Raw genomic sequence first — 24,786 nt, 5'->3', positions numbered from 1 at the left:
AAATTTTATGTGCTTGCGTACCCTGGTTTTCCAGTGGTAGCAAACACTGCACCAACTGCACTTCACAACGATGAAGTGCACATCGCAGTGGTTGTGGGCCGAACCTCTTGCGAGGTCCCGGCCCCGAGATAGTCTGATGAGTCGAAAGGGCGTACGTGGTAGCCAGCGAAGCTTCAAGCAACAACACCGTTCATGGCGAGCCTGTGGATCCGTCAAACGGTGGCGAGAGCAACGGTTCCGGTACCGACTCGAAGCCTGCCAAGAAGACGGTGAAGAAAGCAGCCAAAAAAGCAGTGAAGAAAACCGCGAAAAAGACTGCTAAAAAGACTGCGAAGAAAACCGCGAAAAAGACAGCCAAGAAGACGGTAAAGAAGTCCGCGAAGAAAACTGTCCGTAAGTCTGCGGCGAAGCGCACCACAAAGGCTGCTCAAACCGCTGCAGCGAAGGCGGACGAAGCCGAGACCGAGGATCTCGAGGCAACAAGCGCGGACGACGAGTCCTTGGATCCGACCGATGCCGAGGATTACGACCCGGACATGGGCGACGATGAGGACGACGCGTTCGACGAAGATCTCGACGGTGCCATGGACGACGCCGACGAGACCGAAGACGAAGATGACGAGGAAGAAGAGGACGACGGTTCTTCTGTCTGGGACATTGAAGAATCCGCCGCTCTACGCCAAGCACGCAAGGATGCTCAGCTGACCGCATCCGCGGACTCTGTTCGTGCCTACCTCAAGCAAATCGGCAAGGTTGCACTTCTTGATGCAGAGCAAGAGGTCTCTCTTGCGAAGCGCATCGAGGCAGGACTCTACGCACAGCACCGTCTCGACGAGATGGCACGTGCTGCTGCAGAAGGCGACAAGGATGCAAAGCTCACGCCTGCGGTAAAGCGTGATCTCCGCGCGGTCGCTCGTGATGGCCGTAAGGCAAAGAACCATCTGCTCGAGGCGAACTTGCGTCTCGTCGTGTCGCTGGCCAAGCGTTACACCGGCCGCGGGATGGCATTCCTGGATCTGATTCAGGAAGGAAACCTTGGCCTCATCCGTGCCGTTGAGAAGTTCGACTATTCCAAGGGCTACAAGTTCTCCACCTATGCCACGTGGTGGATCCGCCAGGCAATTACGCGTGCTATGGCAGACCAGGCCCGCACCATTCGTATTCCGGTGCACATGGTCGAGGTCATCAACAAGCTTGGCCGCATTCAGCGTGAGCTGCTGCAGGACCTCGGTCGCGAGCCAACGCCGCTCGAACTGGCAAAGGAAATGGATATCACCGAGGAGAAGGTCCTCGAGATCCAGCAGTACGCTCGTGAGCCGATTTCGCTCGACCAGACAATTGGTGACGAGGGCGATAGCCAGCTCGGCGACTTCATCGAAGACTCCGAGGCAGTCGTTGCCGTGGATGCCGTGTCCTTCACGCTTCTACAGGATCAGCTGCAAGACGTTCTGCACACGCTCACCGAACGTGAGGCTGGCGTCGTTCGCCTGCGCTTCGGCTTGAGCGATGGCATGCCGCGCACCTTAGATGAGATTGGTCAGGTCTACGGCGTCACGCGTGAACGTATCCGCCAGATCGAGTCGAAGACGATGTCGAAGCTGCGTCACCCGTCGCGCTCCCAGGTGCTGCGCGACTACCTGGACTAAGGTTTCGCGTTACAAAGCTCAGCGCCCCGGCCGATACATCATCGGGCTGGGGCGCTGAGCTTGCGCTTGTACTCGGTGCTATTCGTTTACGGCGAGTATCACCGCGGTCTTTAGTTCGAGGACCCTTCCATTTCATTTATCTTTTCATTGAAGCCATCTTCGATGCACTTCTGGTATGCAGCGTTGTCAGATTGGTACTGCTCACAATCGCCGATGATGTCCTTGGCAAAGTACACACCCCAGAAGATCATCACCGTAGTTGCGATCATTGCGAAAGCGCCTAGGACCAGGCCGGTCACCGCCATGCCTTTGCGGGAGCCCGGGCCGGCGATGTTCTTCGACTTACGGATACCAACGATGCCGAGGATCACCGCGATGACACCAAGAATGATGGCACCGAACAACGTGAACATGGCAGGGATCGAGAGAATGCCGAAAATCAGGGCTGCCATTGCAACGCCATTAGGTTTCTGCTCCCCTACCGGCGCTGTGCCGTAGGGCGCGCCGTAAGCGGAGGGGCTCTGGGCCGTGTCATAGCCCGCTGGTGCCTCATAGCCGGCGTAGTTGTTCGCTGTGTCGTAGCCTTCCGGCTGCGGCTGGTTATAGGGCGAGACTCCCTCAGGGTGGCCGTTCGGGTCGTTCGGGTAACCGTTGGGGTTGTAGCGGTCAGTCATTCGTTTCTCCTCGTTTTACGTAATGTGCCCGCCCACTGTACCGACTTCGGTGTCACCAGTCACGAAGGTATGCGATGCGTTCTCGGAGCTGTTCCGCGCTACACAGTGCAGTCGGTGGGCCTCCGCAGGCCTTTCGTACCTCGGTGTGGATCGCACCGTGTGGGCGACCAGTTTTGCTGGCGACGATGGATACGCGCGCGTTGAGTTCGCTGCGTAGCTGAGGGAGTTCGTCAGCTGCAGTTGCACTTTGGGGAGTCTCCTCCACCGGCTGTGTTACCTTCTGCGGCTCCCCGAGGATCTCTGCTCGTTCACGAGCGCGTCGTGCCTCTGCCCGGCGCGCTTTTTCTTCAGCATCGCGTGCGTCGAGTTGGTCGGCCTGGCGTTTGGCCAGCAGGGTGCGTACTTGCTCGGCGTCGAGGAGGCCGGGCAGTCCGAGGAAGTCCTGTTCCTCTGCAGAGCCGGCGACTGTTGGAGTGCCGTAGGTGGATCCGTCGAAGATCAGCGAGTCGAGCTCCGCTGATGCTCCGATGGTTTCGTATCCGGAGGTTTTGTCGGGTTCGTTTTGGGTGCGGTTGGCCTGCTCGAGCAGTTCGTCGGACCAGCCGGATTCGCGGTGAGGTTTGCCTAGGACGTGGTCGCGTGAAACTTCCATTTCCTCAGCCAGGCGCAGCAGCACTGGGACGGAGGGCAGGAAGACGGAGGCCGATTCGCCGGGCATGCGGGAACGGACGAAGCGTCCGATGGCCTGGGCGAAGAACAATGGTGTGGATGCTGAGGTTGCGTAGACGCCGACGGATAGGCGTGGCACGTCGACGCCTTCGGACACCATGCGGACAGCGACCATCCATTCGTCGCGAGATGCTGAGAATTCGTCGATTCGATCGGAGGCGCCTGGTTCGTCGGAAAGAACGAGCGTGACTGGGGTGTTGGAGAGTTTTTCCAGGATCTTCGCGTATGCGCGGGCGGTGGTTTTGTTGGTGGCGATGACTAGTCCGCCGGCGTCCGGCATGTTTGCGCGGACTTTCATCAGGCGGGTGTGTGCAGCATTAAGGACGGCTGCGACCCAGTCACCTTTCGGGTCCAGTGCGGTCTTCCATGCACGTGCGGTTTGTTCGGCGTTCAGTGGTTCGCCGAGGCGAGCTGAGTACTCCTCCCCTGCTGAGTCCTTCCATTGTGCTTCGCCGGAGTATGCAAGGAACACCACGGGTCGGACGACGCCATCGGCAAGTGCGTGGGAATAGCCGTAGGTGTAGTCCGATTCTGAGACGAGGTGGCCGGCGCCGTCTTCGACGTAGCGCACGAAAGGGATCTGCGAGTCGTCGGAGCGAAACGGTGTACCGGTCAGAGCGAGTCGGTGTTCGACGTCGTTGTATGCCTCGTAGACACCATCACCCCAGCTCTTGGAGTCACCTGCGTGGTGGATCTCGTCGAGAATCACCAGCGTGCGTCGTGCTGAAGCGACAGCATGGTGTTTGAAGGGGTGCATACCTACTTGCGCATACGTGACGACGATGCCGTCGTAGGCGGCGTTGACTGCCGAAGAGTTGGTGAAGTTTGGGTCCAACGACATTCCGAACCGCTTGGCGGCGTCCGACCACTGGTGCTTGAGGTGCTCGGTTGGTACGACGACGATAATGCGCTGGACGGTGCGGTCAGCGAGCAGGGTCGAGGCAAGCGTGAGCGCGAAGGTGGTCTTACCTGCGCCGGGCGTTGCCACAGCCATGAAGTCGCGTGGCTTGGTACTCAGAAACGAATCGAGGGCCTCCTGCTGCCATTTGCGCAGCGAAGGCCCAGAAGACGCGGCTGTCACTTGCGGCGCAGCCCCTTATAGATCCGCTCGCAGTCCGGGCACACCGGAGAGCCGGGCTTTGCTTGTTTTTTCACCGGGAAGGTTTCGCCACACAGGGCGACGACCATTTTGCCGGAAATCGCAGAGTCGACAATTTGGTCTTTTTTGACGTAGTGGAAAAACTTCGGGGTTCCGTCGTCGGTTGTCGACGAGGTATCTTCCCGCAAATCCGGGCGTTCAAGTGTCTTCGTCGTCGTGTTCACGCGCTCTATCATGCCCCAAATTGAGCGAGAGGTTAAGCCGGAGGGCTAACCTCGACGCATATGAGCACCAATGAGAACGTTTCCCCCGATTCTGATCCGCGGGACCGAGCCCGTGACGGGTTGTTCTCTAGTTTGAGCCAGGACGATCAGACGGTTGACGCTCAAGCCGAGGATGTCGTCGACTCCTCTGTGCCTCACTCGCGTCGGCGTCGTCGCATGGCCCGCGCTTTGATCACAGACGCGGTGACGAGTCCTGAACAAAACCGGCAGTCTCGTGAGAAGCAGTACGCCATTTTGCAGGGGCTTCGCCTACCGTTCATCCTCGCCGCGATCTGGGCTGCGTGGATGAGCTGGTGGGTTTTGGCGGCGATATTGTTCGTCGTCTCGGTACCGCTGCCTTGGATTGCGGTGGTGTTGGGCAACGCACAGGGCGAGAAGCGGGATGCACGCTCAAAAAACGTGTACAAGCCTGCGGTAGTGCGTGAGGAGATTCGGTTGGAGAATTCTCGTCGTACGGCGCTCGAGAGTTCGTCGTCAAGCACGGCAAACGTGCCCGATATCATCGATCACGACGACGGTGGGGATGATGCAACAGGAGACAACGATGAGTGATTCAGTAACGGTAAGCCCGGAGACAGCGAAAACTCTTGCCCAAGCATTGGCAAAGGCCGGTTTTACGTCCGCAGGGATTGCTGAGCACCTTGGGCCAGCCGCGACGCAGGCGATGTTTCGCGGTGAGCCTGGAGTAGTGCGCCACGCGTGCCAGGATGGGTCCCGTTTGTCGCGGTTGATCCGGTTTTTTATCTTGCGCGAGCCATGCACCGCAGCGGAACTCAGTGATGTGCTGTCGCAAGAGCTTGTGCAGCTGCTTATCGACGACTGCGTGGTCGCCCCTGCAACCGACAATGCCGAACTTCACATCGCACTCGATGTGCGCCCGCATGCGATCGCAGATAAGGAGCGCTTTGTCTTTTCCGATCTCGACGCGTCGATGACCGACATCGTCCCAGGACACGATCATGTTCTCGGCGTTGGCGCCGCTTCCTTATCACTGCTTTCGGCTGCGCCTCAGACACCGGTGTCGTCTGTTTTGGATTTGGGAACGGGTTCGGGGGTGCAGGCACTTGCACAGGCCCACGTTGCTAAGAGAGTTGTCGCGACAGATGTTCACGGTCGAGCGCTGGACTTAGCTCGAGCGACGTTTGCTGCCAACGGTGTAGACAATGTGGAACTGAGGCAAGGAAGTTGGTTTGAACCTGTTGCGGGCGAACGGTTCGACCGCATTGTGGCCAACCCCCCATTTGTTGTCGGACTGCCCGAGGTGGGCCATGTCTACCGCGATTCAGGCTTGGATCTTGATGCGGCCTCCGAGCTCGTTGTCTCCGGCGCAGTGGAACATCTTGCCGAAGGTGGCCGTGCTTTCATCCTGGGTTCCTGGGTGCACAGCAAGGATGCGTCCTGGCAGTCTCGGGTGGCGTCGTGGTTGCCCAGCACAGGAGTGAACGCCTGGGTGCTGCAGCGCGATGTTGTGGATCCGGGGATGTACGTCTCCACGTGGCTTCGCGACGAATCCATCGACCCCCGCTCTACTGAAGGCATCGAACGCACCGAACGGTGGCTGGAGCACTTTGCGCAAAATAACGTCACTGGAATCGGGTTCGGGTGGATCGTCTTGGAAGATATCGGCGATGCCTCAACTGAGGTCACCGCTGAGGAACTATCCCAGCATTTCACTGACTGCTTAGCACCGGAGGTTGAAGAATACTTCCTGCGTAGCGATTGGCTGCGTGGAAAATCCTTCGCCGAAGTTCTTGATGCCCAATACATGCTGCGCCCAGGGGTCGCGCTTGAGGAGGTCAGTTTGGCCGACACCGAAACCGGTATCGGCTTCGCACCCGAGGTCATCCGTGTGACTCGCACGGACGGGCCACGGTTTACCCATACCGTGGATGCTGGGGTGCTCTCCGTTATTCGTGGGCTGCACCCGCAAGGCCTTGCGCTTCGCGACGTCACTGGGCTCTACGCTGCTGCCAACGGTATTAACGACGAGGCTGCACTACATGAACTTGAGCAATCCAGCTCGGCAGCCATAGTTGATCTTGTCCGTCATGGCGTTGTCCTACCCGCAGAAATCGCCGCTATCTGATCAGAAACAGAGGAATATCCTGTGAAAGCCGTCCTGACCCGCGTTTCCGAGGCTTCCGTCACCGTCGACGGCGACGTTGTCGGCGCTATCAATTGCGCTGAGACAGGCGGAATCCTCGCCCTTGTCGGCGTTGGCCGCGAAGACGACGAAGAAGCCTGGCAAAAGATGGCCCGCAAAATTGCAGAACTGCGCATTCTCGACGGGGAAAAGTCCGTTGAAGACGTCAATGCTCCGGTGCTTTTAGTCAGCCAGTTCACGCTTTTAGGCCGCACTGCCAAGGGTCGCCGCCCATCGTGGGGAGACGCTGCCCCTGGCGAAGTTGCGGAGCCAATCATCGCAAAGATCGCGTCGGCACTGCGTGAACGCGGAATTCATGTCGAAGAAGGGCGATTCGGCGCCAACATGCAAGTCCAGAGTGTCAACGAAGGGCCGTTCACCGTGTTGGTAGAAACGTAACGCTCAGTGAATATAAATGGTGCCCGCGGGAACACCTCTTCACCTCGGACCGTTGGTCTATCAGATTGCACCGATGCAACATGAAGTGTTTCACCCCAGTCCGAGGAGGCGTTGTCACATGACCCAGCCGGATCGTGCCACAGAAAAAGAAGAGAACGTCGACCGCGGTAGCCGACGTAATCAGACCAACGACAACCCATCCGCAGACCTTGTACGCGTTTATCTCAACGGCATCGGCAAAACCGCCCTACTCAACGCTGAAGAAGAGGTCGAGCTTGCCCAACAGATCGAAGTTGGCCTCTACGCTCAGCATCTTCTCGACGATCCGGAGGTGAAACTCACCCGGGCAAAAAAGCGCGACCTGACAATCCTCGCTAAGCAAGGCCGCAAGGCGCGCGCGCACCTCCTCGAGGCGAACCTGCGCCTGGTCGTATCGCTTGCGAAGCGCTACACCGGCCGCGGAATGCCACTGTTGGACCTCATCCAAGAAGGCAACCTCGGCCTTATTCGTGCGATGGAAAAGTTTGACTACGCCAAGGGCTTTAAGTTTTCCACCTACGCCACCTGGTGGATCCGCCAAGCAATCACGCGAGGTATGGCTGACCAGTCCCGCACAATCCGCCTCCCTGTGCACCTTGTCGAACAGGTCAACAAGCTCTCACGTATTCGTCGCGAAATGTATCAATCTCTCGGCCGTGAGCCGACGAACGAGGAACTGTCCGAAGAGTCCGGCATCGAAGAGTCCAAGATCGAAATGCTGCTGCGCCAATCCCGCGACCCCGTCAGCTTGGATATGCCGGTCGGTGCAGATGAAGAGGCGCCTTTGGGTGACTTCATCGAGGACGCGGAAGCCACCGACGCCGAAGACGCCGTCGTGACTACGCTGCGCCATGACGACATTCAAGACATCATTAACGGCCTTGAGCAGCGCGAACAGGATGTCATCCGCATGCGCTATGGACTGACTGACGGTGTGCCGCGCACCTTGGACCAGATTGGCCGACAGTACGGACTATCCCGGGAACGCGTACGTCAGATCGAACGCGAAGTCATGGCGAAGCTTCGTGTGGGCGAACGTGCAGACCGTCTTCGCGATTACGCAATGTAGCCATTAGGAAAAACAACAACTACGCCCAGTGATGGGACTTAGGTCACTATCGCTGGGCTACAGTATTTGTCGAACGTTCGTTATAGCAGCAACAGCTGCTGCCTCGTCGAGTGGAAGGAACCAACAACCGTGCGTGACCTCGTCGACACCACAGAAATGTACTTGCGAACGGTCTACGAGCTGGAAGAAGAGGGCATCACTCCCCTTCGCGCTCGCATCGCTGAACGGCTTGAGCAGTCTGGCCCCACCGTGTCGCAAACTGTGGCACGCATGGAGCGCGACGGACTTATCGTTGTTGAGCAAGACCGTTCCCTCTCCCTCACTGAGGAAGGGCGCGCACTCGCAACCGCGGTGATGCGCAAACACCGTCTCGCGGAACGTCTTCTGACCGACGTGCTGCGCCTTGATATTGAGAAAGTGCACGACGAGGCATGTCGCTGGGAACACGTCATGAGCGAAGAGGTCGAACGTCGCCTTGTCGCAGTGTTGGATAACCCCACCCACTCCCCATTTGGTAACCCGATCCCCGCACTGGAAGAGCTGGGAGCACCACAGGGGGTGCCCGAGACACGCGGAACTCGAGCGACCGATCTTCGAATCCAGGAACCGACCAGAGCGCGTGTTGTGCAGATTTCGGAAATTCTTCAGGTCCCGTTGACAGACGGTGTCTCCCTTGCAGGCATCGGTCACTTCGTCGGCCAAGAAGTGACGTTGACTCCATTTGAAGACGGCGCGCTGGAAGTCAAGACCGCCAACGGAGAAACTGTTGTACTTCCATCTGAGCTAGCACACGCGCTGCGCGTCGAACCGCTCAACTAACGCTTCGAGGAGAAACCCCATGAAACTTGTAGTCACAGGCGGCGCAGGATACGTCGGAAGTGTGTGCGCGCAAGCACTGCTTGAAGCAGGCCACGACGTCACCGTTATCGACGATTTCAGCACTGGAAACCGCTACGCTGTCCCTGAGCAGGCTGTGCTCGTTGAGGGAAACATTGTCGATGTTATCGACGACGTACTGGCTGACGGTGACGTCGATGGCGTACTGCATTTCGCTGCACGCTCGCTTGTCGGCGAGTCGATGGAGGATCCCGCCAAGTACTGGCATGGCAATGTCGGAGTATCACTCGCGTTGCTCGACGCAATGCGCAAGCACGACGTGAAATCCCTGGTGTTTTCCTCGACCGCTGCCACCTACGGTGAACCAGACACCGTGCCGATTACCGAAGATGCGCCAACACGTCCAACGAATCCCTATGGCGCCTCCAAGCTAGCGATTGACCACGCAATCACGTCCTACGCCAATGCGTACGGCCTCGGCGCAACGAGTCTGCGCTACTTCAACGTCGCCGGCGCACACAACGGTGTTGGTGAAAACCACATCACTGAAACCCACCTCATCCCCATTGTGTTGCAGGTTGCCATGGGCTACCGCGACAAGATCATGATGTACGGCGATGACTGGCCAACAAACGACGGTACTTGCGTGCGCGACTACATTCACATCCGCGACCTCGCCGACGCCCACATGCTCGCTTTGGAAAACAACACGCCTGGCCAACACAAGATCTATAACCTTGGTTCCGGTGCTGGCTATTCGGTGCGAGAAGTTGTGGAGATGTGTCGCGAAGTCACCGGCCATCCCATCCCAGCTGAGGTAGCTCCTCGCCGTGCAGGCGATCCGGCTGTGCTCATCGCGTCGTCCGAAAAGATCAAAAGTGAGCTTGGTTGGAACCCCACCCGCACAGATCTACGCCGAATCGTCGAGGACGCATGGGCGTTCACCCGCGAACTGGGAAGCCGTTCGCACTCGGCGCGTTAACCTCCGAATTCGAGCCACGTGTCTCTGCATGCTCGACTGCTCACTTCAAGAATCTCTTCTGCCTTGCCCGCCAGCATCACTTGCAGCAGCAGATTCGACAGCGCATGACCTGGAACTTCCTCGTCTGCGCACCGCAACGCAGTGCCCGCCCATGCGTACAAGCGTTGGGAAAGGGCAACCATCGCCCAAAGACACAACGCGTTGGCCCGAATGGCTCCGGTGAAGTTCCTCGCGATACACAACATCACCGCGGATGCCCCGAACGGGTATGCAAGCGCGTCGACGATTAAGCAGTCGCGCAACCGGCTTCTGCTCAGCATCGCGGCGATAAGTTCGACTTCGTCATCCGACTGAAACACATCGCTCAGTTCAACGTATCCATCCCCGTCAATGATCGAATCCGCTGGCGTTGAGACGAAGAGCTCGCAGGCCCGCTCGACGTCCCGGCGCGCAAGAGCAGGTGCCACTGAGACCAGATCCATTAGGTCAAGGCCTCGTCGATACGCAGCGGGCGCGACCTCGTCGCAACGCACAGCATCGCTGAGCAATAGCGGGTCGAAGTGCTCGAACGTATCCGCGCGATCGAGCTCCGGCAGCAAGCCGTTATCGATGTACGGCCGCATCGCCGGCGACGCGATCACCGAAGCGACCGTACCCGAAGCGAATGTGTCCTCCCACCCCCAGATCTGTGCGTTCTCCGTCTCGTTGGAGAACGCGAGGCGGTACGGGGTGCCATCAGCGACTTCCGAAACTAACCAGCACGCGTCGACCAGTGGCACAATCCCCTGATAACTGTCTCGCAACTCCTTAACGGCCTGTTTGACCATCTCCGAATCAGGGACTCGGCTAATGATCACGCCAAACGTCGCCACACGTTGCGTTATTGGCAGTTGCTCAAGCATGTTGCGAAGCTGCTCTGTGCTGCCCAAATCAGAGCATAAGTACGGCCCAACATCCAAGATGTCAGGTTCCCCCGGACGCGCTTGCAAGGTGATCAGCGAAACAGTTTCAGTTGGAAAGTAACCGAGAGTTCCAGGAAGTGATGCAATCAAGTGCGCGGGCGATTGCAATGTGTAGGTGTCGTGGTGCGCCGCGCCAGCACCATCCGATGAATGAGTTCCTTGTGGTTGAGTGTCTGTCATAAATATCAGACGCACTGAAGCAGTGTTCGGTTCCATCCAAAAACATAACGGGGAATGTTTTGCTCGCTTCCTTCGTTGTGGTGGGGGAATCAGCGATACCATTTCAGGAGATCTACAACCGTGACTTACGATCAGCAGATGTACGAGCTTGAGTACCCCTCGCCCACCGTGGACAGCACCTCCCAATCGGGCCCGGCGCTGATTATTGCCATGCACGGCTACGCCGACGCAGGTCACGCAGTTGAGTCTGCAGCCGACCATCTTAAGGCCGCGCTAGAGACCCATACGGTGGCGACGTTTAGCAACGACGAGCTCATCGACTACCGCTCACGACGCCCAACGGTGACACTCGCCCATGCTGAAATCGCAGACGTTGCAGACCTGCAACTCGATATGCGGGTCCTGCGCGACAGCAAGGGCAAGTCTTTCTTGCTCCTGTCCGGGCCTGAACCGGATCTTCGCTGGGAAGCGTTTAGCAATGCAGTCGCCGACCTCGTCGAGCGTTTCAATGTGGATAAAACGATCTGCCTCTACGCTGCCCCTATGGGCGCGCCACACACTCGCCCCCTTGTGGTATCAGCACACGGCAACGACACCGACCTCGTCGGCTCGATGTACACCTTCGACGGTATGGTGAGCGTTCCTGGCTCCGCCGCAATTCTCATTGAGCGCGAACTCCACAAGCGTGGGCGAAATGTCGCAGGCTACACAGCGCACGTCCCGCACTATGTCGCTGCTTCTCCGTACCCGCACGCAACTTTCCAGCTCTTGCAGTCGGTAGAGGATTCCACCACGTTGACCTTCCCGCTTGGTTCGTTGGAAGGCGACATGAAGCGGGTCTCCCAGCAACTTGCAGAACAAACGACGAACTCCGCTGAGATCACCCATGTGGTCCAAGCATTGGAGGAACACTATGACCAGGAGATGGAGGAATACCGTCGCCACCACCCGCAAGCCATGATGCCCGGTGAGGCACAGATGCCGTCTGGTGAGGAAATCAGCGAGGCTTTTGAGAACTACCTCACCGCCATAGAGGACCGTGACCGCAACCGTGGTCAACAGCGCAGCCTGCCTCACGATGAGAACACTGATCGGCGCTTGCGTGACTACTTCTTCATCGACCCCGACGCTGAAGAAGGTGACGGCGACAGTGACGACGACAGCGAAGGTGACACCGGCGCAACATCCTAAATGCTGATGGGATGTCGGGGCGGTCAGCTACGGTGGTGAGCGTGACGCTCACTGATATGCTCTCCGACATTGCCGAAGCACCTGAGTCCCTCTTCGAGGACGTGGTGTGGGACTCGTTTACCTCGTGGACCGAGTCCCGCGGTATCAGCCTCTACCCTGCTCAAGAGGAGGCTTCGCTAGCCTTGCTCGCCGGCGACAACGTTATCTTGGCCACCCCGACTGGTTCCGGGAAGTCCATGGTCGCCAACGCAGCGCATTTCATTGCCCTCGCCCGTGGACAACGATCGTTTTATACGGCGCCGATTAAGGCACTGGTAAGCGAGAAGTTCTTTGCGCTCTGCGAAATCTTCGGCGCTGAAAACGTCGGCATGATGACCGGTGACGCAACGGTGAACTCCAATGCGCCAATCATTGCAGCCACAGCGGAGATCGTCGCAAATATCGCACTGCGAGAAGGCGAGCATGCGCGAATCGACCAAGTCGTCATGGACGAGTTCCACTACTACTCCGAGCCGGAGCGCGGATGGGCCTGGCAGGTTCCGCTACTGGAGTTGCCAAAGGCTCAGTTTCTGCTGATGTCGGCGACACTAGGCGATACTGCGTGGCTCGAGGAGGACCTGACGAAACGCACCGGGCGCACCACCACTTATGTGGGCGGCGCTGAGCGTCCCGTTCCGCTGGATTTCCACTATGTGTTCACGCCGGTGCACGAGACGATTGAGGAGCTGCTCGCCGACGGCAAGGCACCGATCTACGTTGTGCATTTCTCTCAGCGCGAAGCCACTGAACGAGCGCAGGCGCTGACCAGCATGAAAATCATTACGGATGAGGAAAAGCAGCGGATCGCTGAAGAGATTGGCAATTTCCGCTTTACCACCACGTTTGGCAAGACGCTGTCCAAACTTGTGCGTCGTGGCATCGGAATCCACCACGCAGGCATGTTGCCGAAGTACCGTCGCCTTGTCGAACGGCTTTCCCAAACCGGCTTACTGAAAGTCATCTGCGGTACAGACACGCTCGGTGTGGGGATTAACGTGCCGATTCGTACAGTGCTCATCACTGGGTTGGCCAAATACGACGGAACTCGCCAGCGCATCTTGAAGTCGCGTGAATTCCACCAAATCGCAGGCCGCGCAGGTCGCGCAGGCTACGACACCGAAGGCACTGTAGTGGTGGAAGCGCCCGAACACGAGATAGAAAACGTAAAGCTGCGCCGCAAGGCGGGTGATGATCCTAAGAAACTCAAGAAGATACGGAAGAAATCTGCCCGCGACGGTGAAGTTTCCTGGTCTGAGAACACTTTTGAACGTCTGAAGGTCGCTGAACCCGAAGAGCTGACAAGCCAGTTCAAGGTGAGCAACTCGATGCTGCTCAACGTGGTGGCACGCCCTGGTGACGGCTACGAGCACATGCGCAAGTTACTGCGCGACAACCACGACAACCGTGCGAAACAGAACAGGGACATCCTCACCGCAGTGGAGCTATTCCGTGGGCTGATTAACGCTGGAGTGGTGGAACGTACTCCGGACTCTCCCGCGTTTCGCCCATACACGCTGACGCAGGAGCTCGACCGCGACTTTGCGCTAAATCAACCTCTCGCTCCGTTCGCACTGGCGTTTCTTACCCTGCTGGATCCGGAATCGGATACATACACCCTTGATGTCATCTCAGCATTTGAAGCGATCCTCGACGACCCGAGGCAACTCCTCCAAGCGCAAGAGAAAGCCGCTCGTGGAGAAGAAATTGCTGCGCTAAAGGCTGAAGGTGTTGACTACACCGAGCGCATGGCGATTATTGAGGATGTCACCTATCCGAAGCCATTGGCCGACGAGTTGGACGAAGCGTTCGATACCTTCACCCAGGGCAACCCGTGGGCGAAGGAGTTCGAGCCGTCGCCGAAGTCTGTGGTGCGGGACATGATCGAGCACGCAATGACGTTCTCCGATCTCATTTCCACATATGGGCTGGCGCGCTCCGAAGGTGTGGTGCTTCGCTACCTCACCGATGCTTGGCGCACGCTCTCCTACTCCATCCCCGATGCCTACATGAACGACGAGCTCGAGGACATCGTCGTATGGCTCGGCGAGATGATTCGTCAGGTGGACTCGTCGCTCATCGACGAATGGGCGCACATGACCGGAGAAGACGAACCTGTCAGCCAGGAAACCATCGACCGAGAGCTGGCGTTTGGTGTACAAGACCCATCCGCACTGACCGCCAACCGTCGTGCGTTCACAATCATGGTCCGCAACTACTTCTTCCGAATGGTCGAACTGTTCGCTTATGAGAAAGAAGATGAGTTGGCCGAGATGCTCGACTACCTAGAAACAGACGAGCGGGTGGATTGGCCGGGGGCGATGGACGACTACTTCGACGAGTACGACGATGTCGATCTTGGCCCAGACGCACGCGGTCCTGAATTCTTCCACATCGGTGATCAATCCGGCAGATCCTGGCAGGTCACCCAGATTATTAACGACCCCGAAGGCGACAACGCGTTCCAGATTCACGGTGTGGTGGATCTCGACGCATCCGATGAAGCGGGTGAGGTTCGGGTCTCCTCGTTGGAGGTTCGGGGGCAGTAGAAGTGCTCGCATGAAACGGAAAGTTCTAATTTGCCCCAAAACACATCCACCCCGGCTAGATTGTGTGGGGCAAACTTTGGTTCTAGCGTGACAAGGAGCACAACGTGACGCGCACAATTGTTGTCGGCGCCGGCATGACCGGTCTGTCAACCGCATGGCATCTGCAGGAATATGGCCATGAGGTGGAAGTTCTCGAACGCATCGATGTTGCGGCCGGTTCTTCCTGGGGCAACGCCGGCTGGTTGGCACCGGGCAAGACGATCCCGCTGTCCAACTCGAGCCTGTGGGCATACGGCCCGACCGCACTGTTTGATAAGCACGCTGCTTTGGATGTGCCGGTGCGTTTCGACCCGAAGCTGTGGCGCTTCTGCGCCAACTTCATGGCACACGCGACGGGACGCGCATGGGACAAGACCATGGCTCGCCTCACTAAGGCAGATATTGCTTCCCTCGCTGCTTTCGACGAGCTCGAAGCAGGTGGTGTGAAGGCCTCCACACATGAGGGTCCGTTCATCATCGGTTTCGAAAACGAGGGCAAAGCCGCCGGCTTCCTCAAGGAAGTCGAAGGCGCTCAGCGTCACGGCCAAGATATTCCTTTCGAGCAGATCACGCTTGACGACGCCCGCACTGACGCCCCGATGCTGACCGAGAAGGTCGGCGCAACCTACCGCATGGGCGGTCAGCGCTTCATCGAGCCGGGTCCGTACTGCCGGGCCATTGCAGATTCGATTATCGAGCGCGGTGGCAAGATCACGACGGGTGTTGAGGTCGTAGAGGTCACCTCCACCCGCAAGCCAGCCGTGAAGCTTTCCACCGGGGAGTGGCTGCAGGCCGACAACGTTGTTTTGGCAACCGGTGCGTGGCTTCCGTCCTTGGCTAAACAGCTTGGTGTGAACACGATGATTCAGGCTGGTCGCGGCTACTCCTTCTCGGTTGAGACAGCTGAGCCTGCTACCTGCCCGGTGTATCTGCCGGATCCAAAGATCGCCTGCACCCCGTACCAGGGTCGCTTCCGCATTGCAGGCACGATGGAGTTCCGCGGCCCGGATGAGCCGTTCCAGCCAGGCCGTATTGCCTCGATGATTCACTCGACGAAGCCGTTCTTCCGTGGCATCGACTGGGAAGATCGCCAGGACGAGTGGGTCGGTTCCCGCCCGGTCACTCCGGACGGTCTCCCACTGGTTGGCGCGACGAAGGTGCCAAACGTGTACACCAACGGTGGTCACGGCATGTGGGGCATCATCCTGGGCCCGCTGTCCGGCAAGATGCTGGCAAAGCAGATTGTGACCGGCGAGATCGACGAGACGATCAAGCCATTCGACCCGCTGCGCGGCCCGTTCGGTGGCCTGTAACGCACCAACGTTTCAAACCCCGTCACTGCACTATGCATGTGGCGGGGTTATTTTTATCCCCCGTTTTCCCCACCCGTCAACGCTGTGCGCTGCAGGTTTCCTCGCACGACTCGTGCGACGGCATCTAATTGCATTGAAAATCGCGGTTGTGCCTTATCTTAATCCCTGTCACATTGGTCAGTTTTGAGTGATAAGGAACACAAATGCCACAACTGAGCACCAACCAGATCGCGCCGTCGAATAGCGATGACCTCGAGGCAGTAATCGAGGCAGCTGTTGCTCGCGCCTACCACTGGATGGAAGCTACCGCCGAAGCAGACGCCGACGACGCCTCCACCCAGCAGCTCGCTGAGTTGCTTCGCGACGAAAACGGTGTCCGCTTCACCATGGACTTCGTTGACCGCGTCATGCGCCCGGAAAGCAACCGTGTCGCAGCACACGCACTGCGGGCGATCACGCGCGGTGTCGACGCCCGATTCCTCGGCCAGATCAACTCCCTGCTCGTCGGAATTGGTGCTTTCGTCGGCCCATTCCTGCCAAACGTAGTTGTTCCTGCGGCACGTGCCCGTCTCCGCCAGCTCGTTGGCCACCTGGTTCTCGATGCCGAAAGTGACGCACTGAACAAGCTTCTCGACAACGCACAGAAGCGTGGTGAGCAGCTCAACTTGAACCTGCTCGGTGAGGCCGTCCTCGGCGAGAAGGAAGCAACAGATCGTGCAGAACGCACCCTCAATTTGATCAAGAACCCACGCGTTACCTATGTGTCCGTCAAGGCATCGTCGATGGTGTCGCAGCTCAACCACTGGGATTACGACGAATGCGTTCGATTGGTCAAGGACCGCATCCGCCCGCTGTACCGCGCTGCGCGCGACCGTAGCCCTCAGGTGTTCATCAACATGGACATGGAGGAGTACCACGACCTGCATCTCACGCTGGACGTGTTCACGCAGCTGCTCAGCGAGGAGGAGTTCAAGGACTACCAGGGCGGCATTGTGCTTCAGGCGTACTTGCCGGACACGCTTGGTGCACTCGAGTACCTGGCCGACTTCGCCCAGAAGCGTGTGGCCGACGGTGGCTCCAAGATCAAGATCCGTCTGGTCAAGGGTGCGAACCTGTCCATGGAACGCCACCACGCTGAAGTCAAGGGTTGGGAGCAGGCTCCGTACCTGACCAAGGATGAGGTGGACGCAAACTACTACCGCCTGCTGGATTTCATCCTGCGCCCTGAGTTTGCAGATGCGGTTTCTATCGGTATCGCCTCGCACAACCTGTTCACGTCTGCGTTGGCATACGAGTTGGCACAGCGTCGCGGTGTCACCGCGATGATCGACTCTGAGATGCTGCAGGGCATGTCCCCTGCGCAGCAGGAAATCGTGCGCGAGGTGTACGGCGACCAGATCCTGTACACCCCGGTTGTCGACCGCGATGACTTCGACGTGGCGGTGAGCTACCTGGTGCGTCGTCTCGAGGAGAACGCTGCCCCGCAGAACTTCCTGCATGCCCTGTTCGCTCCGAAGACTGAGGACCGTGATCCGATTAAGGAGCAAGAGTACGTCTTCCGCTGGGCTGTCGGCAACCGTTGGGACGTGCACAATGGCCCGAACCGCACGCAAGACCGTAATACGGAAACTGAGCGCCACGTCGCACATGCTTCCGCAACGACCGGCCGCTTCTTCAACGAGCCGGATACGGATCCTGCCCTTGAGGCCAACCGTGCTTGGGCGATCAAGCACCTGAGCACTCCGCCATCGATCGACACCGGTGAGGAGATCACCGATCCTGCTGCTATCCGTGACAACATCGAGCGCGCTCTCGAGGCGCAGAAGAAGTGGGGTGCCCTGTCCGCCAACGAGCGTGCAGAGGTGCTGGAGGCGATTGGCGACGAGATCGCACGCCGCCGTGGCGAGTTCGTCTCCGTTGCGGCTCACGAGGCCGGCAAGACTGTCGACCAGTCTGACCCAGAGATCTCCGAGGCGATCGACTTCTGCGACTACTATGCAGATAGCGCCCGTCACCTCGACGACATTGAGGCAGAGTTCGAACCGAACAAGCTCACGGTGGTTGTTCCGCCGTGGAACTTCCCGGTCGCTATTCCGACCGGTGGTGTCATGGCGGCGTTGGCGGCAGGCTCCGCTGTGATCCTGAAGCCGGCACCGCAGGTAACGCAGTGTGCCAAGCTGATCGCGGATTGCATCCAGGCAGTCTTCGCAGAGAAGGGCATCGACCCGGATACGGTGCAGTACGTTCGCGCTGACGAAGGTGAGGCGGGCAAGGCACTGCTTACCGACGACGCCGTGGACGCCATCATCCTCACCGGCGCATCTGAGACAGCCCAGCTGTTTAAGTCGTGGAACCCGCAACTTAACGTCATGGCTGAGACCTCGGGCAAGAACGCCATCATCATCACGCCGTCCGCCGACCCGGATCTGGCGATCAACGACCTGTATCTGTCGGCATTCGGCCACTCCGGCCAGAAATGCTCCGCGGCGTCGCTGGCAATTCTCGTCGGCTCCGCGGCCGAGTCTGAGCGTATTCGTGGCCAGCTCCTTGACGCTGCTTCCACTCTCGTGGTCGGCCCAGGCACCGAGCTCTCCACCACGATGAACGGCTTGATTGAAGCTCCGGGCGAGAAGCTGCAGCGCGGTTTGACCAAGCTCGAACCGGGCGAGAAGTGGTTGCTCCGGCCGAAGAAGCTCGATGATGAAGGCAAGTTCTGGAGCCCCGGTATCCGCGACAACGTTAAGCCTGGCTCCTGGTACCACCAGAACGAGTGCTTCGGACCGGTCCTGGGCATCATGCACGCCAAGGACCTCGATGAGGCTATTGAGTGGCAGAACTCCACCGGCTACGGCTTGACTGCGGGTATTCACACCCTTGACGGCGACGAGATCAATACCTGGCTCGACCGTGTGGAAGCTGGCAACGTCTACGTCAATCGCGGTATCACCGGTGCAATCGTGCAGCGTCAGCCGTTCGGTGGCTGGAAGAAGTCCTCGGTCGGCCCAGGCGCGAAGGCTGGTGGCCCGAACTATGTGGCACAGATGGGCACGTGGCGTGACCGTGATGGTGTGGCTCCGTCGCCGGGCGTGAGCATCTCCGCCGATATCCAGGAGCTGCTGGAGGCGTTCCGCCCGAACGTCGATGCGGAGGACTACGGCTGGCTCTCCCGTGCTGCTGAGTACGACCAGCGCGCATGGGACCGCGAGTTCGGTCGTGGTCACGACCACTCTGGTCTTCGCTCGGAGGCGAACATCTTCCGTTACCGCAACACGCTCGAGCCGGTCGTGATCTACGTCGGTGAGAACTACCGCTTGCGCGATGTCTACCGCCAGCTGCTCGCAGCAGCGATCACCGGCTCCGAGATCCGCATTGTCGCACCTGCAGAGTTCGTCGCGGACCTTGAAGCTGCCTCCATCACTGTGGATGCGAATCGCGTTGAGGGCACTCCTTCTCGCATCCGCGTTATCGGCGATGCCCCGGCAGACATCTACGGCGACATCACCACCGCCGTTTTTGATAGCCCGGCGCTCATCGACGGTCGACGTGAGTTGCTCCCGTACCTACTGGAGCAGGCCATCTCCGCAACCCTGCACCGTTTCGGCGTCATCCACGACCCGGCCGGCATCAGGAACTAGTCCCCCACTAACCGACACAACCCTGGGAGAACCCGATGACTACGAAACCACCACCATCGGAAGCATCAACTCGTCCTAAAGCTGGCGTCATTCCTGACGAAGATGCCGGCTTGCAGAAAGGGCTGTCCACCCGTCAGATCAACATGATCGCAATTGGCTCGGCGATCGGTACCGGTCTGTTCCTTGGCGCAGGTTCGCGCCTTGAGGCCGCCGGACCGTCGCTAGCCCTGATGTACCTGCTCTGCGGTTTCATCGGATACCTCATCCTGCGGAGTCTGGGTGAGCTCATTGTCCACCGTCCAACCTCGGGTTCGTTCGTGTCCTACACTCGCGAATTCTTTGGCGAGAAGGCCGCATACGTCTCGGGCTGGTTGTACTGGTTCAACTGGGCAGCGACCGCCGTTGCTGACGCGACAGCGCTTGCGATCTACATCCGCTGGTTCGGCCAGTTCTACGGTTGGATTAACGACATTCCGCAGTGGGTCATCGCACTTGCGATCATCGCTCTTGTGACGGGGATGAATCTCGTCTCGGTGAAGTTCTTTGGCGAGATGGAGTTCTGGTTCTCCCTGATCAAGGTGGCGTTCCTGCTCACGTTCCTCGCGGTCGGCATCTTCATGGTCATCTTCGGCAATCCGAGTGGTGATCTGACTGGCCTGACGCTCATCTCCGATCACGGTGGCTGGTTCCCGAACGGCGTACTGCCGGCACTGATCGTGATCCAAGGCGTCGTGTTCGCTTACGCAGGTATCGAGCTGCTGGGCACGACCTCTGGTGAGGCAAAGAACCCCCGTAAGGACATCCCGAAGGCGATTAATGCTGTTGTCTTCCGCCTGCTGGTGTTCTACTTCGGCTCCGTGCTCCTGCTGTGCATGCTGCTGCCGTACACCCAGTACTCCGGTGACGAGTCACCGTTTGTGACTTTCTTCAACTCCATCGGCGTGCCGTACGCCGGTCCTATCACTCAGTTGGTGGTCATCACCGCTGCGTTGTCCTCCCTGAACGCCGGCCTCTACTCCACGGGCCGCATCATGTACTCGCTGTCCAAGGCCGGTTCCGCACCGCAGTGGGCAGGCAAGGTCACCAAGGGTGGTGTGCCTTACGGTGGCATTCTGATGACCACGGGCGTCGCCCTGTTCGGCGTTGTGCTCAACTACTTCGTGCCGGAGGCAGCGTTCGAGGTTGTGTTGAATATCGCGGCACTTGGCACGATGGCGTCCTGGGCGGCAATTTCCCTGTCGCACATGCGCTTTGTGCGGCTGGCCCGGCAGGGCAAGTACACCCGTCCGGATTACCGCGCACCATTCTCGCCGTTCACCGATATTGTCTCGCTGCTGTTCCTTGGGCTGGTTGTCGTGCTCATGGCCTTCGACTACCCAATTGGCACCTGGACACTGATTGTGTCGCTGCTGATGTGGCCGGCGCTTGCATTCGGCTGGTTCAAGGTCCGCGATCGCGTTGAATTCATCTCGCGTTCGCACGTGAACTACGAGCACGTCACTGGTGAACAAGCACCCGACATTGATCCCCCAATCGTTACCCATTAATCCCCTCTTACTTTGAAAGGAAGTTTCCGTATGACTCAACTTGTCGACGTCACCAACATGTGCCGCTGGATCGACCACCACGGTGTGGAGAAGATCATCGCCGGCATCCTCGAATACATCGAAAAGGACTTCGTCCGCTGGGAGGAATTTGACAAGATTCCGCGCGTGGCCAGCCACACCCCTATCGGTGTCATTGAACTGATGCCCACCTCCGACTCAATCGAATACGGATTCAAGTACGTCAACGGCCACCCGTCGAACCCGGCTCGTGGCTTCCAGACTGTGACCGCTTTCGGTTTCCTGGCTGACGTAGACAACGGCTACCCTACGTTTGAAGCCGAGATGACCTTGCTCACCGCACTTCGTACTGCTGCAACCTCCGCAATGGCGGCAAAGTACCTCGCGCGCAAGGACTCTGAAGTCATGGCGATGATTGGCTCCGGTTCCCAGTCAGAGTTCCAGGCGCTCGGGTTCCGTGCGGCATTGGGTATCGAGAAGGTCCGCATCTTCGACATCGACCCGGACGCGATGGAGAAGTTCCGCCGCAATATCGAGCCGCTCGGCATCGAGGTCTACATCGCCGACAGCGTTGAGGATGCGCTCGAAGGCGCAGACATCATTACGACCTGCACCGCCGACAAGGCGCAAAACACCATCCTGGACTACTCCTTGGTTCGCCCGGGTGTACACATCAACGGCGTGGGCGGCGACTGCCCCGGCAAGACGGAGCTTGATCCGCGCATTCTTGACGACGCCACCGTGTTCGTCGAGTTCCCTCCCCAGACCCGCATCGAGGGCGAGATCCAGAACAAGGGCGAGGATTTCGAGGTCGTCGAACTGTGGAAGGTCATCGCAGGCAAGGTCCCGGGCCGCTCTAGCGATGAGGAGATCACACTGTTCGACTCGGTCGGCTTCGCAATCGAGGACTTCTCCGCCCTGCGCTACCTGCGCGACTCGACTGCTGGCACCGACTTCCAGACCTATATTGAGTTGGTCGCCGATCCGGATGATCCGAAGGACCTGTTCTCCCTGACCACCAAGGTGCTCAGCCCCATGTAGCGCGCTCTGCTTAACGACGAAACGCCGCTGGCCCCGAACAGAAAGGTTCGGGGCCAGCGGCGTTTAATCGTCGATACGCGCTAGTGGCTTAGCGTGCGTCTTCGATAGTGATCGTCTGGGCAACAGCCTGGACAACACCGGCGATCTTGATGGACTCCCAGACCTGCTCCTTGGTCAGGCCTTCCTCGCGGACGGTGTTGGCGTGGGCGACGGCGCAGTGCTCGCAACCATTGATGGTGGAAACGGCGAGCGACCACAGCTCGAAGTCAGCCTTTTCTACCCCCGGCTTGGAGATGATGTTCATGCGAAGGCCGAACTTCACGTTGGCGTAGTCGTCACCAAGCCAGCCCTTAGCGCGGTACGCGACGTTGTTCATCGCCATGACGGTAGCGGCGCCGAAGGCTGCGTCAATCGCCTCCTCGGAGAGGTGCTCCTTGGCCTCGTCGGTGATCTCGGAGATGACAGTTGCGTTGCGGGTCGCAGCCGCGGAGGCGACGAGCGTGCCCCACAGCTGCTGCTCAGTCAGCTCGGTCGAGCGGGTCAGCGAGCCAAGGTTAAGCTTCTGATCCTTGGCGTACTCGGGAAGTGCGTTGCGCAGGTTATCGATAGACATACGTTGATCCTTTCAGTTGGTATGGGAGCGCCCCGCCACTCCAGCGTTAAGGAGCGCGGGGCGGCACGGAAACTAAAGTCCGGGTGCTACTTCAGGGACTCCTGGACCACAGCCATCTTGTCGATGTTCTTGGTCGGGTCGTTCTTCTGCCAATCGCAGGCGCAGACCTCTTCAGACTGCAGAGCGTCGAGGACACGCAGGACCTCGTCGACGTTACGGCCAACAGCGTCCGGGGTGACGGACACGAACTGGATGATGCCGTCCGGGTCGATGATGAAGGTTGCACGGTCTGCGACACCGTCAGCGTTCTCAACACCGAGGGCGCGGATCAGGTCGTGGCGGATGTCCGAGAACATCGGGAACGGGATGTCCAGCAGTTCCTCGTGGGTTGCACGCCAGTTGAAGTGCGAGAACTCGTTATCGATGGAGCCGCCGAGCACCTGGGTGTCGCGGTCCTCGAACTCCTCGTTGAGCTTGCCGAATGCGGCGATCTCGGTCGGGCAAACGAAGGTGAAGTCCTTCGGGTAGAAGAAGATGACCTTCCACTTGCCCTCGTACTTATCCAGGGAGACGCGCTCGAAGTAGTCGTCCGGGGAAGCAGCGTTAGCTTCCTTCAGGTTGCCACCCTTCAGTGCGAGAAGGTCGAACTCCGGAAAACGCTCTCCAACGGTCATGATCGGCATGATGATCCTCCAAAAGAATCTGGTCAAACGAATGTGTTTCGGACGTAAAACAGTATGACACAGTTCGCAGAAGGTTGCAACCAAAAACCTATTAGCCGGTGTAGGATTCATAAGTATGAGCAATCGAGAGTATAAACCGACACTCGCACAGATCCGTACCTTTGTCACGGTTGCAGAACAGAAACACTTTGTGAGCGCAGCAGCGAAACTTGGCATCTCCCAGCCTTCCCTGTCACAGGCTTTGGCGTCGCTTGAAAATGGTCTTGGCCTGCAACTTATCGAGCGTTCCACCCGGCGCGTGATCGTCACCCCCACCGGTGAAGCGCTGTTGCCATATGCGAAGGCAACCCTCGACGCTGCCGATGCTTTTCTTGCCCAGTCGCGCGGAGCGCTCGGCGAGCTCGCCGGCCCACTGAACATTGGCATCATCCCTACAATTGCGCCGTATCTCCTTCCGGGAGTGCTTATTGGGATCGAGGAAAACTACCCGGATTTGGAACCGCGCATCGTAGAAAACCAAACGGATCAACTGTTACAAATGTTGCGCGACGGGCAACTCGATCTGGCAGTGCTTGCCACTCCGACGCACGCACCAGGTTTGGAGCAATTGCCGCTTTACGACGAGCCGTTTGTGGCAGTGACCAATCCGGACGATCCACTTGCCGGCCGCACCGATTTGGGGCTGGACAGCCTGAAGGACCTCAACCTTTTACTACTGGATGACGGCCACTGTCTGCGGGATCAGATTGTGGAGCTGTGCAAGATCGCTGAGGCAACTCCCGGCGCGCGCAAGCATGCTGTGACACGCGCATCGTCACTGACCACGATCGTCCAGTTGGTCGTGGCAGGGCTGGGGTCAACGTTGATTCCGGCCTCCGCGGTAGGCACTGAGTGCTCTCGCCCCGGAGTCGCTTCCGCAACGTTTGCAAACGGTGTACAGGCGCAACGCACGGTGAGCTTGGTCTACCGCGCGTCCTCGCAGCGTGTTGCGGAGTTCGAGCAGTTAGGGCAACTCGTGAAGGCTTCGTATGAGCGAGCCCTGGAATCAGGTAAATCCCTGCTTCCGCGCTAAGCTCTG

Annotated in this window: 20 protein-coding genes; 14 read left to right on the top strand and 6 right to left on the bottom strand. The window is 58.8% G+C overall.

Annotation, left to right across the window (positions count from 1 at the left end; all coding sequences use genetic code 11):
• Nucleotides 1-203 precede the first annotated feature (203 nt).
• Nucleotides 204-1,646, top strand: a complete 1,443-nt coding sequence (locus HMPREF3145_RS06205; protein ID WP_070422357.1) for an RNA polymerase sigma factor — start codon at nucleotides 204-206, stop codon at nucleotides 1,644-1,646.
• A gap of 110 nt (nucleotides 1,647-1,756) precedes the next feature.
• On the opposite strand, the gene HMPREF3145_RS06200 is transcribed toward HMPREF3145_RS06205, so the two are convergent.
• Genes HMPREF3145_RS06200 through HMPREF3145_RS06190 form a run of 3 tightly spaced genes read right to left on the bottom strand, consistent with a single transcriptional unit; the run spans nucleotide 1,757 to nucleotide 4,384 of the window.
• The gene (locus tag HMPREF3145_RS06200; RefSeq protein WP_070422356.1) at nucleotides 1,757-2,320 is read right to left on the bottom strand and encodes a DUF4190 domain-containing protein; all 564 of its coding nucleotides are present in this window, start codon (nucleotides 2,318-2,320) and stop codon (nucleotides 1,757-1,759) included.
• A 52-nt stretch (nucleotides 2,321-2,372) separates the two neighbouring features.
• Complete coding sequence (locus HMPREF3145_RS06195; protein ID WP_070422355.1) at nucleotides 2,373-4,130, bottom strand: DEAD/DEAH box helicase; 1,758 nt, start codon at nucleotides 4,128-4,130, stop codon at nucleotides 2,373-2,375.
• Entirely contained in the window at nucleotides 4,127-4,384 is a 258-nt protein-coding gene (locus tag HMPREF3145_RS06190) for a DUF3039 domain-containing protein (protein ID WP_070422354.1), read from the bottom strand. The genes HMPREF3145_RS06195 and HMPREF3145_RS06190 overlap by 4 nt, the downstream gene beginning before the upstream one ends.
• 48 nt (nucleotides 4,385-4,432) lie before the next feature.
• Between HMPREF3145_RS06190 and HMPREF3145_RS06185 the strand changes: the two genes are divergently transcribed.
• The 6 genes from HMPREF3145_RS06185 to galE all read left to right on the top strand — a co-directional run bounded on the left by HMPREF3145_RS06185 (nucleotide 4,433) and on the right by galE (nucleotide 9,901).
• Entirely contained in the window at nucleotides 4,433-4,984 is a 552-nt protein-coding gene (locus tag HMPREF3145_RS06185; protein WP_083279411.1) for a DUF3099 domain-containing protein, read from the top strand.
• Nucleotides 4,977-6,518: a DUF7782 domain-containing protein gene (locus tag HMPREF3145_RS06180; protein WP_070422353.1), complete on the top strand. Its 1,542-nt coding sequence runs from the start codon at nucleotides 4,977-4,979 to the stop codon at nucleotides 6,516-6,518. The genes HMPREF3145_RS06185 and HMPREF3145_RS06180 overlap by 8 nt, the downstream gene beginning before the upstream one ends.
• Nucleotides 6,519-6,539: 21 nt before the next feature.
• A complete protein-coding gene (dtd, locus tag HMPREF3145_RS06175) occupies nucleotides 6,540-6,974 on the top strand; it encodes a D-aminoacyl-tRNA deacylase (RefSeq protein ID WP_070422352.1) in 435 nt (144 codons plus the stop codon).
• A 118-nt stretch (nucleotides 6,975-7,092) separates the two neighbouring features.
• Nucleotides 7,093-8,082 (top strand): sigma-70 family RNA polymerase sigma factor, encoded by a 990-nt coding sequence (locus HMPREF3145_RS06170; protein ID WP_070422351.1) that lies wholly within the window; start codon nucleotides 7,093-7,095, stop codon nucleotides 8,080-8,082.
• A gap of 129 nt (nucleotides 8,083-8,211) precedes the next feature.
• Nucleotides 8,212-8,901 (top strand): metal-dependent transcriptional regulator, encoded by a 690-nt coding sequence (locus HMPREF3145_RS06165; protein ID WP_070422350.1) that lies wholly within the window; start codon nucleotides 8,212-8,214, stop codon nucleotides 8,899-8,901.
• A gap of 19 nt (nucleotides 8,902-8,920) precedes the next feature.
• Nucleotides 8,921-9,901: a UDP-glucose 4-epimerase GalE gene (galE, locus tag HMPREF3145_RS06160; RefSeq protein ID WP_070422349.1), complete on the top strand. Its 981-nt coding sequence runs from the start codon at nucleotides 8,921-8,923 to the stop codon at nucleotides 9,899-9,901.
• Here galE and HMPREF3145_RS06155 read toward each other — a convergent pair.
• A complete protein-coding gene (locus HMPREF3145_RS06155) occupies nucleotides 9,898-11,043 on the bottom strand; it encodes a DUF4192 domain-containing protein (RefSeq protein ID WP_168161885.1) in 1,146 nt (381 codons plus the stop codon). The genes galE and HMPREF3145_RS06155 overlap by 4 nt on opposite strands.
• 138 nt (nucleotides 11,044-11,181) lie before the next feature.
• Between HMPREF3145_RS06155 and HMPREF3145_RS06150 the strand changes: the two genes are divergently transcribed.
• From HMPREF3145_RS06150 to HMPREF3145_RS06125, 6 genes are all read left to right on the top strand, one after another.
• Nucleotides 11,182-12,234, top strand: coding sequence for a PAC2 family protein (locus tag HMPREF3145_RS06150; RefSeq protein WP_070422405.1), 1,053 nt, complete (start codon nucleotides 11,182-11,184; stop codon nucleotides 12,232-12,234).
• Between the two features lie 56 nt (nucleotides 12,235-12,290).
• Nucleotides 12,291-14,819, top strand: a complete 2,529-nt coding sequence (locus tag HMPREF3145_RS06145; protein ID WP_070422404.1) for a DEAD/DEAH box helicase — start codon at nucleotides 12,291-12,293, stop codon at nucleotides 14,817-14,819.
• A gap of 104 nt (nucleotides 14,820-14,923) precedes the next feature.
• On the top strand, nucleotides 14,924-16,171 hold the full coding sequence (locus tag HMPREF3145_RS06140) for an NAD(P)/FAD-dependent oxidoreductase (protein WP_083279408.1): 1,248 nt from the start codon (nucleotides 14,924-14,926) through the stop codon (nucleotides 16,169-16,171).
• 203 nt (nucleotides 16,172-16,374) lie between these two features.
• Complete coding sequence (locus HMPREF3145_RS06135; protein WP_070422347.1) at nucleotides 16,375-19,806, top strand: bifunctional proline dehydrogenase/L-glutamate gamma-semialdehyde dehydrogenase; 3,432 nt, start codon at nucleotides 16,375-16,377, stop codon at nucleotides 19,804-19,806.
• Between the two features lie 35 nt (nucleotides 19,807-19,841).
• Complete coding sequence (locus tag HMPREF3145_RS06130) at nucleotides 19,842-21,353, top strand: amino acid permease (protein WP_083279407.1); 1,512 nt, start codon at nucleotides 19,842-19,844, stop codon at nucleotides 21,351-21,353.
• Nucleotides 21,354-21,383: 30 nt separating this feature from the next.
• Nucleotides 21,384-22,412, top strand: a complete 1,029-nt coding sequence (locus HMPREF3145_RS06125; protein WP_070422346.1) for an ornithine cyclodeaminase — start codon at nucleotides 21,384-21,386, stop codon at nucleotides 22,410-22,412.
• A gap of 88 nt (nucleotides 22,413-22,500) precedes the next feature.
• Here HMPREF3145_RS06125 and HMPREF3145_RS06120 read toward each other — a convergent pair whose 3' ends face one another.
• Complete coding sequence (locus HMPREF3145_RS06120) at nucleotides 22,501-23,025, bottom strand: alkylhydroperoxidase, AhpD family (protein WP_070422345.1); 525 nt, start codon at nucleotides 23,023-23,025, stop codon at nucleotides 22,501-22,503.
• A gap of 86 nt (nucleotides 23,026-23,111) precedes the next feature.
• Complete coding sequence (locus HMPREF3145_RS06115; RefSeq protein ID WP_070422344.1) at nucleotides 23,112-23,708, bottom strand: peroxiredoxin; 597 nt, start codon at nucleotides 23,706-23,708, stop codon at nucleotides 23,112-23,114.
• A 115-nt stretch (nucleotides 23,709-23,823) separates the two neighbouring features.
• On the opposite strand from HMPREF3145_RS06115, the gene HMPREF3145_RS06110 reads away from it, so the two are divergent.
• Nucleotides 23,824-24,780 carry a hydrogen peroxide-inducible genes activator gene (locus HMPREF3145_RS06110; protein WP_070422343.1) on the top strand — a complete coding sequence of 319 codons (957 nt, stop codon included), beginning with the start codon at nucleotides 23,824-23,826 and terminating at the stop codon, nucleotides 24,778-24,780.
• Nucleotides 24,781-24,786 lie beyond the last annotated feature (6 nt).

The organism is Corynebacterium sp. HMSC05C01, from assembly GCF_001807155.1.
Lineage (GTDB): Bacteria > Actinomycetota > Actinomycetes > Mycobacteriales > Mycobacteriaceae > Corynebacterium > Corynebacterium coyleae.
This window is presented reverse-complemented; position numbering and strand designations above follow the sequence as displayed.

Bases quoted from the DNA above. Each gene is read 5' to 3' on its own strand.
- HMPREF3145_RS06200 (WP_070422356.1), bottom strand. From the start codon at position 2,320: ATGACTGACCGCTACAACCCCAACGGTTACCCGAACGACCCGAACGGC.
- HMPREF3145_RS06190 (WP_070422354.1), bottom strand. From the start codon at position 4,384: ATGATAGAGCGCGTGAACACGACGACGAAGACACTTGAACGCCCGGAT.
- HMPREF3145_RS06185 (WP_083279411.1), top strand. From the start codon at position 4,433: ATGAGCACCAATGAGAACGTTTCCCCCGATTCTGATCCGCGGGACCGA.
- HMPREF3145_RS06180 (WP_070422353.1), top strand. From the start codon at position 4,977: ATGAGTGATTCAGTAACGGTAAGCCCGGAGACAGCGAAAACTCTTGCC.
- HMPREF3145_RS06170 (WP_070422351.1), top strand. From the start codon at position 7,093: ATGACCCAGCCGGATCGTGCCACAGAAAAAGAAGAGAACGTCGACCGC.
- galE (WP_070422349.1), top strand. From the start codon at position 8,921: ATGAAACTTGTAGTCACAGGCGGCGCAGGATACGTCGGAAGTGTGTGC.
- HMPREF3145_RS06155 (WP_168161885.1), bottom strand. From the start codon at position 11,043: ATGACAGACACTCAACCACAAGGAACTCATTCATCGGATGGTGCTGGC.
- HMPREF3145_RS06150 (WP_070422405.1), top strand. From the start codon at position 11,182: ATGTACGAGCTTGAGTACCCCTCGCCCACCGTGGACAGCACCTCCCAA.
- HMPREF3145_RS06145 (WP_070422404.1), top strand. From the start codon at position 12,291: ATGCTCTCCGACATTGCCGAAGCACCTGAGTCCCTCTTCGAGGACGTG.
- HMPREF3145_RS06135 (WP_070422347.1), top strand. From the start codon at position 16,375: ATGCCACAACTGAGCACCAACCAGATCGCGCCGTCGAATAGCGATGAC.
- HMPREF3145_RS06130 (WP_083279407.1), top strand. From the start codon at position 19,842: ATGACTACGAAACCACCACCATCGGAAGCATCAACTCGTCCTAAAGCT.
- HMPREF3145_RS06125 (WP_070422346.1), top strand. From the start codon at position 21,384: ATGACTCAACTTGTCGACGTCACCAACATGTGCCGCTGGATCGACCAC.
- HMPREF3145_RS06120 (WP_070422345.1), bottom strand. From the start codon at position 23,025: ATGTCTATCGATAACCTGCGCAACGCACTTCCCGAGTACGCCAAGGAT.
- HMPREF3145_RS06115 (WP_070422344.1), bottom strand. From the start codon at position 23,708: ATGCCGATCATGACCGTTGGAGAGCGTTTTCCGGAGTTCGACCTTCTC.
- HMPREF3145_RS06110 (WP_070422343.1), top strand. From the start codon at position 23,824: ATGAGCAATCGAGAGTATAAACCGACACTCGCACAGATCCGTACCTTT.